The sequence below is a fragment of the Thermobaculum sp. T2p genome, from assembly GCF_059335935.1.
This window is the reverse complement of sequence record NZ_JANZYQ010000010.1, coordinates 60,996-73,960: the sequence shown is the minus strand read 5'-3', so window position 1 is coordinate 73,960 and position 12,965 is coordinate 60,996. Positions and strand designations below refer to the sequence as shown.

Below are 12,965 nucleotides of genomic sequence, written 5' to 3'. Positions count from 1 at the left end.
ACTTCTATGGCTTTGATAAAGGAGATTATTACGCTACAGTCACCTTCGAGACTCAGGCGCCTACGCAACCTAAAGATCAGGTAATACTTAAAAATAAAGTGTTCATAGGAGAAGATGATGCTTTGGGAGGGGGATCGGAGTCCGGTCTGGATGCTTCGGTTACATATGACCTCTCACAATACCTTTCAAAATATGAACCACATTCCAATCAGGGCTACCACATCAAGCTAACTATTCATGCTCCAGGATCTAAGGGTAGCGATGTAAAACATAAGGTTTTTTGGGTGAAGTGTGAGGTAACTACACCCCCAACTCCCACTCCTACGGAGACGCCTGTACCTTCACCATCGGAGAGTCCAACTCCAGTGCCTAGCCCTTCTATTAGTCCAAGTCCTTCGCCATCTATATCACCTTCGCCATCACCAAGTGAGAGTCCATCGCCGACTCCTTCTCCAACTCCATCTCCAAGTGTGAGCCCTACACCTTTACCTTCGGCTAGCCCGTCGCCTAGTCCATCGGTCTCTCCGGCACCAAGTCCATCCGAGACTCCTAGCCCGACGCCGGTACCAAGTCCGTCACCGAGTGAGTCTCCGATGCCAACACCAAATCCATCTGTATCTCCCACACCAAGTCCATCGGAGAGCCCAAAGCCTTCGCCTACGCCGTCGCCTAGTCCGTCGATCAGCCCAACACCATCACCTAGCGAATCGCCTGTACCAACACCCGTACCATCCGCGTCGCCTACGCCGTCACCATCTCCGAGTAATAGCCCGAGTCCGAGCCCATCGCCATCGGTGGTGCCAACACCTATACCCAGTCCATCTCCAAGCTCCAGTCCAATACCTTCTCCGTCGGTATCGCCAACACCCTCTGCTACGCCGATGCCAAGTCCGTCGGAGAGCCCACTGCCTAGTCCGGTACCTTCCGAATCACCCATGCCAACACCTGTTCCATCACCTAGCCCATCGGCTACACCTGTACCTACTCCGCAACCGAGTCCGAGTCCATCTGAGTTACCTGCTCCATCGGTATCGCCAACACCTATTCCATCTTCTATGCCTTCACCACTACCATCACCAAGCCCATCAGGTTCACCTACTCCAGTCCCGACGCCTGCTGCAAGCGTGAGTCCTTCGCCCAGTCCTAGCGGCGTACCTATCCCAGAGGCATCACCGAGTCCATCTCCAAGCCATATGCCCACTATGCCCCGGACCGGTGATGGGGGGATGGTGAGTACTGGCTCTGGTGCCTCGCTGCCGGTAGCAGGATACTATCTAGGCCTGGCAATAATGGCAACTTACATGCTACTAAGGCGCAAGTGGTAGTAAATAAGCTTTGAATAGGGGGAGATCGGAAGATCTCCCCCTAATTTTCTTTATCTCTTCTTCTATCTTTACTTGACGTAGGGATACTATCCCTGTATCTTGCTCTTGTTACCAGCTTGATTTGTGAGGGATCTTTGTTAATGGCAGAGATAGCAGGCAAAGAACTTGTTGAGAAGAAGGAGTGGAGCTCTCTAGCCATAAGAGCTATCCCATTTTTGCTAATAGTGGCTTCCTTTGCTTTTTACTTATACAGGCTTAGTGTGCCTCCTCAGTATATATATGACGAGGTATATCATGCCTACACTGCTGCCCAATATGCATCAGGTAATACGGATGCATATCTATGGTACAAGAGAGCTCCAAGAGAGGGTGTTGCCTACGAGTGGACTCATCCCCCACTAGGGAAGCTTCTAATTGCTGATTCTATACTCATCTTTGGTGACAATTCGTTTGGTTGGCGTTTTGCTTCTGCTGTTTTTGGTGCCATTGGTATTGGTGTAGCATATTGGTTGGGGTATGCTCTTACCGGCTACATGGTTGTTGGACTGCTCACCTCCTTCTTGCTGCTGTTTGATGGTATGTACTACGTTCAATCGCGTACGGGGATGGTAGATATTTTCCTTGTAGTATTTCTGATGCTTGCTCTTTTGATGGCTTATAAGTATTTAAGCGCTACTAACGGTAGAACTAAGTACCTGTTCCTGACTGGAGTATTTATAGGTCTGGCAGTATCTACCAAGTGGAATGCTGTCTATGTATATGCGTTCCTGGGATTATCGCTAGTGGTTTGTTCGGCATATAGTTTGTACAAAAGTAGAGCCCCTATAAGTAAGTGGCTGTTTGAAGCAGGGCTGCTGTTTGCTTTTATGTTGTTAGTGCCTGCTGTGTTATACTTGCTTTCCTACACTCAGTTCTTCCTTAGTGGGAACGGTATAAAGGACTTCTTTAAGCTCCAATATCAGATGTACTATTATCATTCGCACCTGAAAGCTACACATAACTATCAATCCAAGTGGTGGGAGTGGCCGCTGACCCTCAGACCTGTTTGGTACTATGTCAAATACTATCCAGATGGTCGTATAGCCAACATATATACTAACGGCAATCCTGTGATCTATCTTGCTCTTATCCCTGCTGTACTTTGGGCTGCTTCTGACTGGATTGATGAGAACTGGAAGGCTCTGCTTATAGTAGCTCTTGGTTTCTTTGGAGCCTGGCTGCCTTGGGCGCTTGTTCCAAGGATAGCTTTTGCGTATCACTTCCTGCCATCAGTACCCTTTGGATGTGTAGCTCTTGCTTATACTATTAGGCAATTCTTCTCAAGAGGGGGTACCTGGAGAACAGCGGCTATATGTTATTGTGTAGCTGTGGCGGCTATGTTTGTGTTCCTGTTTCCGATATATTCAGCTATCCCCCTGACTAGAGCACAATTCGATATGCGCATACTTATTCCTAGCTGGAGATAAGGATATTGCTGGGAGTACTCTTGCTGGTTTCTTGCTTGATCTTGGGAATACTAGTACTTTACCTGCTGGTTCCAGGTCTAACCGTTGAAGAACGGATATTTTATGGTTTCGATCTCGGTGTCATATTGACCTCTATAGCATGCTTTGTATCAGCAATAGTCTTCGGCTTCAATATGTTACAGGTTTGTCTAACCTCTCTATGTTTGTTGATGGTTTCTTTTGTATTGACTTTTGGGCTTAGATCCCGAGTTACTGCAAGGATCAAAAATGAGCTGCGGGATTTTAGATCTAGGTTGAAGCTTAGAGAGACTATATGGTTTGCCGAGATGATCCTGGTAGTAGGGGCTTTCTTCTTTCATCTGTATTACAATTCCTGGAGACTATATCCGGATGGATGGTATGCAGGTCACTCATTTATATGGGGTGATCTACCTATACACACAGGACTTATCGAGAGTTTCATCGAGATACGTAAGTTCCCCCCTCCAAACATATACTTTAGTGGTACCTTGCTTTCTTATCCCTTCATGGCCGATTTCTTTAGCTCGATCCTTATGATCCTAGGCTGGTCATTGGGACCCGCATTTGTAATCCCAGGGTTTCTGCTGGGAGTATGTACGGTTGCGGGTGTATATTTGCTAGCTTTGCGGATTTCGAGATCTGTTTTTGCCAGCGTGTTGACCGTGATTCTGGTCTTACTAAGCGGTGGTATGGGGTTCATAGTCTTCTTGATAGAGGCTAATAGATCAGGAAATCTCATCCGTACGTTTCTTAACCTGCCTTCATACTACACAGGTTTGCGTGATTACGCCATGACTTATCCTAACATAGTTCTAGGTTTTTTCCTTCCCCAGAGGCCATTCCTGTTGGCACTTCCTCTGGGTATGCTGATGTTGAGTCTGCTGTACAGGTTCAGGCTCTCTAGAAGGCCTTACGACATGTTGTTAGTAGGTTTGGCGTCAGCCCTTCTCCCGCTTGTGCATCCCCACACGCTTGTAACGATTGGTATAGTGTCGGGTTACCTTGTTGTGGAGTATCTTGTGCTCTCATTCTCGCGTAATGATAAACAAGGATGCTATAGGGCGTTGTTATCTGGAGTCTTATTCTCTCTTCCTGTCATGATAGGGATGTTGCAAGTTCTGTGGCAGCTTGGGAACATTGGGGCTACCGGCAATGGCGGTCTAAGCGTACAGATAACTACTAGAGCTATAGCAACTGAAAACTATATATGGTACTGGCTCAAAAATATAGGGCTTTTCCTGCCACTTGCAGGGTTGATCTTTGTGGTGCGGGGCGCTTTGCCAAATAGGGTAAGGAGTTTCTATGCTTCGTTTGTCCTTATATGGTTTATAGCTACTTTGGTAGTAATGCAGCCTTTCGACTGTTGCAATCGAAAGCTGTTGGTGTACTGGTACATAGTTTCTGCTGTGGTTATATCTCTGGTGCTAGTAAGGTTGATCCTTACAGGGGATATAATCTCCAAGGCTCTGGTTGGCTTTCTGATATTCTTACTTGTGTTCACAGGGGCTCTGGACCTATTCAGGGCGTCTATACCCTCTCAATCGCGCTATCTTGAATTCAGTAATGAGGACATAGCTTTTGCCGAGCAGGTTAAGGATAGGTTACCTGCTGATGCTGTGTACATCACTGCTACTCAAGTGCATCATCCAATAACTGATCTTGCTGGGAGGCAAGTGGTACTTGGTCCTCCTTATCTGGCAAATGACTGGGGGTTGCCCTGGAGACCCAGGATGCAGGATCTCCAGCTGATATATACAGGATCATCTCAAGCCCAAGACTTGATCAAAAAATACGGAGCCAGGTACCTAGTTATAGGTCCCACCGAGAGGCAACTTTTTAGAGTAAATGAACAGTACTACCAGGAAAGATTCCCGGTAGTACTGCGCTATGGACAGTATATGGTATTTGATGTCAGTTCTGTTTACGGTAGCAGGTAGCTACCTTATGTATCTATAGGCCATCAATTTGTATCCTGGATAAGCTCCAGAGTCGTCTCGTACTGACGCGAGCACACGATAGTTGTTATTATCGGCTCTTGGTTCAAAAACTATGCTCCACCTAATAGTCAGCTGGTTGCCGGATAGGCTAACTGTAGTGTACCCGGAGTTAATTTGTAGGAGATTTCCCCTTAGCACTACATCTTTGCCAGGCACTGCACTATATAGCACTCCGTTGGAAAGGTCCTTCATGTAGATCTTGTTCTTGTCTTGGTTGTACCAGATCTTGACGGATCTATTGTAATAGGAGCTCTCGAACTTGATGTAAGCCTTGTTGATATTCTTGGCTCCATCAGGGTCGTAGTACGTTGCCGTGAATAGGTAGCTTCTCCCCACATAACTCGTACCTGTTCCGGGGGTTAGAGAAGTTACACGAGGCAAGTAGTTAGTAGATTGGGCTGTGTATAGATACCTTGGGCTGGAAGAAGCCCAGATGCTAGGCTTGACCCCTATGTAGGTGGACCCATAAGGAACCCTGCCGCTAAGTACGTCTGAGAGGAAGACTTGTCCAGCCTCCTCTCGACTATAACCATAGTCTGAAGCTCGATCTATGTTGGGCATTCTATATCCTAGCTGTTCGTAGAAACCAGTTACCTGGTGAGTCCACTCGTGAAGAAATATCTGCTCTGGATAGCGACCAAGCCAGTCTCCGTGCTGTTGAGGAATGTTCACAGTTGTGTAGCCTGCTCCATTCGCCCAAGGGCCTGGTCTGACAGTCCATCCCCAACCCAGGCTAGGTACTCGCTTGCCGCTATCAGTGTCCAACCTCCATATGACGAAGATGCTGTCGTACTTACCAGGAGGAGCGTACTTGTTGATATCTGCCTTTATATTCAGGGGTGAAACCCAGAAACCGTTTGCACCAAGGGAGGTAACTGATGATATGGGGTGATCTGGATAGACTATGGTCTGGCTAAGGTATGTGTTGCCTCTAGACCAATTGTAAACCGTAGATGGCACTCTCCTTATAACATACAGTGCTTTCTGCAAGTCTGAAGAGGACATAGAAGTCCTCACTCTCTGTGTCTGTCCGTTCCAGGTGAAGGTAACATCTGTGCTGCGATATACCAAGAAAAGTGCCCTCCAAGTGGTGACAGCTGCCGAGGCTCGATTGATGGCAAGTAGCGGAGATAATGTTGTTACCATAAGGCACAAAATCAGGAATACTAGGAGCCTAGGTCTCAGTTTTGTCATATCTTGTTTGTCCTCCCATAGGGTGATTAGGGAGGCGCTTGTCAGCCTCCCAGGCAGCCCGGCTGACTCTTAGAGTCCCGCGGCTTTGCGTCCCCATCTCGCGATGGGTTTGCCCTTTTCTGGGTCATCGCTAGCCATCAGTATATTTGCTGCTGTGCAACTACAACAATAGCCAATTAGTACTAATGCAATTGGGAGTTAGGCTATTCCACTTTTCTGTACGGTGCTATAATGAGCCGCCTAAACCGGCTGATTTGGAGGTGAATATGGATTTTGGCCTAAGTGAAGAGCATGTAATGGTTCAGGATCTGGTAAGTGACTTTGCTCAACGAGAGATAGTTCCAAGAGCGAGAGAGAATGACGTAAATGAATATTGGGATAAGGACATAGTTAAGCGCATGGGCGAACTGGGGCTGCTTGGTGCTCCTATCCCTGAGGAGTACGGCGGGAGTGGGATGGACTATCACAGCCTGGCGATCATCTGTGAAGAACTCGAGAGAGCTGAGACGGCTTTCCGGGTAGTTATGAGTGTGCATGCTGCTCTGAACAGCTTGACCCTATTACAGTGGGGTAACGAAGACCAGAAGTATAGGTACTTAGTGCCTCAGGCAAAAGGTGAGAAGCTTGCTACTTTTGCATTGACTGAGCCAGGACATGGATCTGATGCAGCTAATATTGAAACTACTGCGAGGCGAGAAGGAGATTACTACGTACTTAATGGCCAGAAAACGTGGATAAGTCTTGCAGATAAGGCTGACCATTTCTTGCTCTTTGCAACCGTTGATCGTTCTAAGGGATATAGAGGAATCACGGCATTTATCTTAGAGAGAGGGTTTGAGGGGCTCTCGACCTCGACGATTCATGGCAAGCTCGGGGTCAGGGCTGGCAATACGGGACAGATATTCTTGGACAACGTTAAAGTACCCGTAGAAAACAGGCTGGGAGAGGAAGGTGAAGGCTTCAAGATAGCTATGAGCGCTATCGATCAGGGCAGGTTGACTGTAGCTGCTGGAGCTGTGGGGCTTGCAAGGGCCTGTCTGGAGGCGAGCCTAAAGTACTGTCACGAGAGGGAAGCCTTTGGGCAGGAGATAGGTAAGTTTCAGCTAGTGCAACAGATGATTGCCAATATGCAGCTTGGGATAGATACTGCTAGGTTGCTAGTGCATAGGGCAGCTTGGTTGAAGAATCATGGAGTTAGATCCACTCGTGAGACTTCGATGGCAAAGTGGTATGCATGTAATGTGGCTCTAAAGGCTGCTGAAGATGCAATAGAGATACATGGTGCTAACGGATACTCTAATGAGTTTCCAGTCGAGAGGTACTGGCGCAACGCTCGTGGAGCTGTGATATATGAAGGGACCAGAGAGATCCATACCATAATTCAGGCTGAATATGCGTTGGGCTATAGAAAAGATCACCCTCTAAGATGTCCACAGCCGCCAGCGAAGGGTTATGAACCCTCTTCTTTCCCTTCGAGGCATTTGTAATCTCGGAGATTTGCTATGGCTAGGACAGCGATACTAAGCGCAGTTAGAACTCCTATAGGTAAACTCGGCGGTGCCTTGGCTTCCCTAAGTGCCGTAGATCTAGGTGCTATCGTTATCAGATCTGCTATAGGGAGGGCGGGGATCCCCTCATCAGAAGTACAGCACGTGATCATGGGAAACGTGATAGGTGCAGGGCTTGGCATGACACCAGCCAGACAGGCAGCTTTTAGTGCTGGCCTAGGTAGAGAGGTTACTGCTGATACCATCAATAGAGTATGCGGCAGTGGAATGAGAGCTATAGCCTTGGCGGACGCTCTTATCAAGCTTGGTGAACACAGCGTAGTAGTTGCTGGGGGCATGGAGAGCATGAGTAATGCACCATATCTTATCCCGAATGCTCGGTGGGGCTACAGGATGGGCAATGGCGAGCTGCTGGATGCTATGATCCACGATGGTTTGTGGGATCCCATCTTGCACGTACACATGGGCAACCATGGTAGCTCTGTTGCTAGCAAGGAAGGAGTTACTAGGCAGCAGCAGGACGAATGGGCTCTTAGGAGCCACAAACGTGCTATCGCAGCGATGGATGCTGGTAGATTCGACGATGAAATAATCCCTGTAGAGGTTAGACCTACTAAGGGGGGCAAAAGCCTAGTAGATCAAGATGAAGCCCCAAGAAGAGATACCTCCATGGAGGCGCTTTCTAGGCTAAAGCCGGTATTTGACCCTAATGGCACCGTCACAGCTGGAAATGCTCCAGGTGTAAACGATGGAGCATCAGCACTCGTGCTTGCTAGCGAGGATTATGTGCGTGCGCACGGACTAAGGCCATTAGCGTTTATTTTGGCTCAAGGCGCAGCTGCATGGGATCCACCCTACTTGGCATATACCCCTGCTATGGCAGCTGAGCAGGCTCTAGATAAAGCGGCAATGTGCATAGGTGATGTGGATCTTATAGAGATAAATGAGGCTTTTGCTAGCGTGGCCATCATCTCCACCAGGAAGCTAAATGCAGATCCAGAGAAGGTCAATGTTAATGGGGGAGCTATAGCGTTGGGACACCCAATTGGGGCTAGTGGAGCCAGGATCGTAACCACCCTGCTTCATGAGTTACATAGGCGTGGTGGAGGGTATGGTCTGGCGGCCATCTGCAGTGGCACAGCTCAAGGTGATGCTTTGGTCTTACAAGTGGAGGGATAGATCGATGGGGCTTTCCAACTGTTTGGACCTACCTGAAGACTATCAAGTCCTTAGATCGATAGTAAGGAAGTTTGCTGAGGAGCGCATTAGGCCCCATGTGCTGCAAAACGACAGAGAGGCTAGATTTCCCACAGATATTATAGAAGAACTGGGACAATTAGGATTCATGGGGGCCCCCATATCCCCGCAGTATGGAGGGGCTGGGTCGGATTTTTTGTCCTATGCTATCCTGATTGAGGAGCTTTCCAGAGTAGATCCTTCCATAGGCACTATAGTATCCGCTCACACCTCTCTGACCGCGGTGCCACTTCAGCGCTGGGGAACAGAGGAGCAAAAGAGTAAGTATTTGGAGTTGCTTGCTTCCGGTAAGACCGTGGGGGCGTTTGCTTTAACCGAACCCGAATCTGGCACTGATGCAGCATCCATACGAACGAGAGCTTCAAGAGACGGAGATCATTACTTCTTGACGGGCACTAAGGTTTGGATAACTAATGCCAGCCACGCAGGGGTATTCATAGTATTTGCCCGTACCGGGAATAGAGGCGACTATAAAGATATATCTGCCTTCATAGTAAAGCGTGATTCCCCAGGGTTGGTCGTGGGACCCTCTGAGAGTAAGCTAGGTATCAGGGCTGCTCATTCGTGCACTGTGCATCTTGACGGTGTAAAGGTCTCTATGCATGACCTACTTGGAGAGGAGGGGCAGGGCTTCAAAATAGCCATGCAAGCTCTCGATGGTGGCAGGGTGGGGATAGCCGCCCAGGCAGTGGGGATAGGTCAGGCCTGTTTGGAAATGTCAATGCAATACGCTATTCAAAGGCACCAGTTTGGTAGGCCCATAGCGGAATTTCAGGCCATTCAGTGGAAGATGGCCGATATGGCCACTCAAGTTGAGGCTGCAAGGTTACTGACGTATAAGGCAGCTATACTTGAAGATAAAGGAAAAAATATAACTTTGGCAGCTTCGATGGCTAAGCTGTTTGCTTCTGAGATGTGCGTCAGCGCCGCCAGAGAAGCAATACAGATACATGGCTCCTTGGGATATAGCGCTGAATATCCTATGGAAAAGTTTTATAGAGATTCTAAGGTAACGGAGATTTACGAGGGCACCAGCGAAGCGCAGAGAATGGTTATAGCCAGCAGGCTACTGAAGGAATTACAGTAGGTAAGGAAAGATTATATAGGATATACCCTACTCAAATCCTTCGTAGTGTGCTATATTCAAAGTCAAAAGTTTGCTTTAACTATTTGCTGATAGCAAACTTTCTGCAAAAGCCAGGTGCGTGGAGGAGCCAGTGTTATCTGAGATCCATGATGTCCCCTTTCAAGACCCCCATTTTTCTCATCAATACGAAGATCTACCCGAGGAAGCAGAATACGATAAGCAGGAGGAGGTTCTTAGCGAAGACTTAGATGATTCCGTACGTATGTATCTTAGGGAGATAGGCCTTGTGCCTCTGCTCACCGCCGAACAGGAGGTAGAGCTAGCTAAAAAGATGGAAAGGGGCAAGAAGGCCCAGAGTGTTCTTGACAGTGGCAAATATGATCCTGAGCAACGCGATAAACTACTTGCGGAAGTGGACGAAGGTGAGAGGGCGAGAAGGCATCTTATAGAAGCAAACCTCAGACTAGTCGTAAGTGTTGCCAAAAAACACATGAATAGGGGCCTCAGTCTCCTCGATCTGATAGAGGAAGGTAATATAGGCCTCATGCGGGCTACGGACAAATTTGACTATCGTAAGGGATTCAAGTTCTCGACCTATGCTACTTGGTGGATACGGCAGGCCGTTACCAGGGCGATAGCTGATCAAGCCAGGACCATAAGGCTCCCAGTACATATTACGGAAACTATGAACCATCTATACAAGGCTTCACGTAAGCTATCACAAGAACTCGGTCGAGAGCCTACCTGTGAGGAGCTCGCCGAGTATATGGGGATGAACCCCGAGAAGGTAAGACTTATAATGCGAGCATCTCGCCATCCGCTCTCTCTTGAAGGCCCTGTGGGAACGGATGGCGATTCTTCTTTGGGGCAGTTTATCCCTGACTCAGCTACAGAGACCCCAGTAGATCTAGCTATAGGAGAGGTGCTTAAGCGGGAGTTATCCAAGGTTCTGAACTCCCTCACGGAGAAAGAGCGCAAAGTAATGGTGCTGAGATATGGACTAGAGGGCTCTTCACCACATACACTAGAAGAGGTTGGCCATAGGCTTGGCGTTACTCGCGAAAGGGTACGCCAGATAGAGGCGAAGGCTCTTGAGAAGCTTCGCAAGCCTGGAAAGCTCAACCATCTAAGGGATTTCCTCGACTAGATATTCGAGGGGAAAATACTTGTGGATGTGGGAGAGCCTATTGTGTCTGAGATAAGAGTAATTTCTTTCGGTCTTGGCCCCATAGGGTCCGAGGTGGCAAGAGTCGCCGCTTCCAAAGGCAATATGCGTCTGGTTGGTGCTGTGGATATAGACCCGTCTAAAGTCGGTCGTACAGTTGAGGAGGTAACTGGTGCTCCTTCTGACGTCATAGTTAGCTCCTCTCTGGAGGAAGCACTACAGAATACCGAAGCAGATCTTGTCCTTCACACGACTTCATCGTTCCTGGAAGTAGTCAAGCCTCAGATAGAGTCCGCCATAGAAAAAGGACTAAGCGTTGTTTCCACCTGCGAGGAACTTTCTTATCCTTGGCGTACCTACCCTGGTCTTGCAACTGAACTCGATATGAAGGCCAAGGAAGCAAACGCTAGGATATTGGGGACTGGAGTGAATCCTGGCTTCGTCATGGATGCATTCCCCCTAACAGTTACTACGGTTTGCCAGAAGGTGGATCGCATACATGTAGAGAGGGTTGTGGATGCCGGAGGTAGAAGGCTGCAGCTACAGCGCAAGGTGGGTGCGGGGCTGACAGTAGAGGAGTTTAGGCAGCTTGTGGCTACAGGAAATGTGAGACATGTAGGGTTGCCTGAGTCCGCCTGGATGATCATCGATGCTATGGGTTGGGAATGCAAAGATTTTGAGGAAAGCATAGAGCCCATAATAGCAGAGCGTGAGATCGTGGCAGCTATTGGGAATATACAGCCAGGTCAAGTGGCTGGAGTTAGGCAGACGATCAGGGTTTATGGTCGAGATATAGAGAAGTTAGTGCTGGACCTAAAGATGTACGTAGGAGCCGACGAACCAGTGGATCGTATCCAAGTATGGGGTGTCCCAGATCTAGACCTAAGGTTCGATGGTGGTGTGCATGGTGATCGTGCTACTGCCTCTATAGTAGTTAATTCTGCAAATGTCCTTATGAGTCTCCCCCCTGGATTACGAACAATGCTTGATGTGATGCCTTTAAGGTTCCGCAGCTAGCGATCATGAGGCACTTTCTATGTGGGCTGCTTGCCATATTGGCTGTTATATGCTGGGCATGCAGCCCACTTGGATTTCTGGCTCAGAAGGATAGATCCACAAATGTACAGCTACCCACTCCGACTAGCTTCGGTTCCCCTGCAGCTGTTATTACTCCTACAACAAATGGACCAGCTTTGACTCCTTTTGTTATCCCAGTTGCGACACCATCAAAGGTTATATCGTCTAGCACAGCTTTTGAATCTAAGATCTATAACTACACTCTAAAGCTACCTGTGAGTTGGTACGGAGTAAGTGGCGGAATAATCTCTGCCGGAGTAAGGGGTGATGTGTTTTATCCGAGAAAGCCTGGAGTTGAGGCTTATATTACGGTGTTTGCCGAAGACTTAAATCTCAGTGTTAACCTCGATAGCTACGTAGATGCTAGCGTGAACAATATTAGTAGGATAGCCGGAGTTAGAGTTCAAAAACTGGAAGATTATAGGGGTGGGCTTATATCAGGACAGTGGCTGGCATGGACCGATTTTAGTAAGTCACCAGAAGTGTTCTACATTAGACAACTTGTATGGATTTATGGCGGTAAGGCTTGGGTAATGACCCTGAGAAGTAAGCGTAAGAACCTATCGAGCTACGGTTCTGTGCTGGAATTTATGGCTGCCACGTGGAGGGCCGAGTGATTCCACGTGGCCAGGTGATTAAGTCAGACTACCAGTCAGCCACAGAATTAGTATGATCAAGATAATTAGAGCGACCGGACCAATGCTCACGTAAGGACCGTATCTACCGTACCCCCATCCACCAAATAGTATAGCTATGATAAGTAATATAATGAGCAACCACAGTAAAGACATTTACACCCCTCCCTACAATGATTACTCGGCCCCGACTGCAATCGGCGTACTAATAGCATCTATCGTGCCGCTGTAAA

At 48.1% G+C, this 12,965-nt stretch carries 11 protein-coding genes and 1 riboswitch; of the genes, 8 read left to right on the top strand and 3 right to left on the bottom strand.

Annotated features, from left to right (window positions below):
• Nucleotides 1-235: 235 nt before the first annotated feature.
• Nucleotides 236-1,201, bottom strand: coding sequence for a hypothetical protein (locus tag N2245_RS05575; protein WP_494535739.1), 966 nt, complete (start codon nucleotides 1,199-1,201; stop codon nucleotides 236-238).
• Nucleotides 1,202-1,465: 264 nt separating this feature from the next.
• On the opposite strand from N2245_RS05575, the gene N2245_RS05570 reads away from it, so the two are divergent.
• Together N2245_RS05570 and N2245_RS05565 are read left to right on the top strand one after the other, a co-directional pair.
• Complete coding sequence (locus N2245_RS05570; protein WP_494535738.1) at nucleotides 1,466-2,791, top strand: phospholipid carrier-dependent glycosyltransferase; 1,326 nt, start codon at nucleotides 1,466-1,468, stop codon at nucleotides 2,789-2,791.
• A gap of 5 nt (nucleotides 2,792-2,796) precedes the next feature.
• Nucleotides 2,797-4,749: a putative glycosyltransferase family protein gene (locus tag N2245_RS05565; protein WP_494535737.1), complete on the top strand. Its 1,953-nt coding sequence runs from the start codon at nucleotides 2,797-2,799 to the stop codon at nucleotides 4,747-4,749.
• Here the strand turns inward: N2245_RS05565 and N2245_RS05560 are convergent, their stop codons facing one another.
• On the bottom strand, nucleotides 4,750-6,003 hold the full coding sequence (locus N2245_RS05560) for a hypothetical protein (protein WP_494535736.1): 1,254 nt from the start codon (nucleotides 6,001-6,003) through the stop codon (nucleotides 4,750-4,752).
• Nucleotides 6,004-6,052: 49 nt separating this feature from the next.
• Nucleotides 6,053-6,127: riboswitch (cyclic di-GMP riboswitch) on the bottom strand.
• Between the two features lie 142 nt (nucleotides 6,128-6,269).
• On the opposite strand from N2245_RS05560, the gene N2245_RS05555 reads away from it, so the two are divergent.
• From N2245_RS05555 to N2245_RS05530, 6 genes are all read left to right on the top strand, one after another.
• The gene (locus N2245_RS05555; RefSeq protein ID WP_494535735.1) at nucleotides 6,270-7,490 is read left to right on the top strand and encodes an acyl-CoA dehydrogenase family protein; all 1,221 of its coding nucleotides are present in this window, start codon (nucleotides 6,270-6,272) and stop codon (nucleotides 7,488-7,490) included.
• Between the two features lie 15 nt (nucleotides 7,491-7,505).
• Nucleotides 7,506-8,690 (top strand): acetyl-CoA C-acetyltransferase, encoded by a 1,185-nt coding sequence (locus N2245_RS05550; protein ID WP_494535734.1) that lies wholly within the window; start codon nucleotides 7,506-7,508, stop codon nucleotides 8,688-8,690.
• 4 nt (nucleotides 8,691-8,694) lie between these two features.
• Nucleotides 8,695-9,855, top strand: a complete 1,161-nt coding sequence (locus N2245_RS05545; protein ID WP_494535733.1) for an acyl-CoA dehydrogenase family protein — start codon at nucleotides 8,695-8,697, stop codon at nucleotides 9,853-9,855.
• A 130-nt stretch (nucleotides 9,856-9,985) separates the two neighbouring features.
• Nucleotides 9,986-11,002 carry an RNA polymerase sigma factor RpoD gene (rpoD, locus tag N2245_RS05540; RefSeq protein ID WP_494535732.1) on the top strand — a complete coding sequence of 339 codons (1,017 nt, stop codon included), beginning with the start codon at nucleotides 9,986-9,988 and terminating at the stop codon, nucleotides 11,000-11,002.
• Nucleotides 11,003-11,044: 42 nt separating this feature from the next.
• Complete coding sequence (locus tag N2245_RS05535; protein WP_494535731.1) at nucleotides 11,045-12,037, top strand: NAD(P)H-dependent amine dehydrogenase family protein; 993 nt, start codon at nucleotides 11,045-11,047, stop codon at nucleotides 12,035-12,037.
• Between the two features lie 5 nt (nucleotides 12,038-12,042).
• Nucleotides 12,043-12,714: a hypothetical protein gene (locus N2245_RS05530; RefSeq protein ID WP_494535730.1), complete on the top strand. Its 672-nt coding sequence runs from the start codon at nucleotides 12,043-12,045 to the stop codon at nucleotides 12,712-12,714.
• 18 nt (nucleotides 12,715-12,732) lie between these two features.
• Here N2245_RS05530 and N2245_RS05525 read toward each other — a convergent pair whose 3' ends face one another.
• On the bottom strand, nucleotides 12,733-12,888 hold the full coding sequence (locus N2245_RS05525) for a hypothetical protein (RefSeq protein ID WP_012874325.1): 156 nt from the start codon (nucleotides 12,886-12,888) through the stop codon (nucleotides 12,733-12,735).
• Between the last annotated feature and the right edge of the window lie 77 nt (nucleotides 12,889-12,965).

Bases quoted from the DNA above. Each gene is read 5' to 3' on its own strand.
- N2245_RS05570 (WP_494535738.1), top strand. From the start codon at position 1,466: ATGGCAGAGATAGCAGGCAAAGAACTTGTTGAGAAGAAGGAGTGGAGC.
- N2245_RS05560 (WP_494535736.1), bottom strand. From the start codon at position 6,003: ATGACAAAACTGAGACCTAGGCTCCTAGTATTCCTGATTTTGTGCCTT.
- N2245_RS05555 (WP_494535735.1), top strand. From the start codon at position 6,270: ATGGATTTTGGCCTAAGTGAAGAGCATGTAATGGTTCAGGATCTGGTA.
- N2245_RS05550 (WP_494535734.1), top strand. From the start codon at position 7,506: ATGGCTAGGACAGCGATACTAAGCGCAGTTAGAACTCCTATAGGTAAA.
- N2245_RS05545 (WP_494535733.1), top strand. From the start codon at position 8,695: ATGGGGCTTTCCAACTGTTTGGACCTACCTGAAGACTATCAAGTCCTT.
- N2245_RS05530 (WP_494535730.1), top strand. From the start codon at position 12,043: ATGAGGCACTTTCTATGTGGGCTGCTTGCCATATTGGCTGTTATATGC.
- N2245_RS05525 (WP_012874325.1), bottom strand. From the start codon at position 12,888: ATGTCTTTACTGTGGTTGCTCATTATATTACTTATCATAGCTATACTA.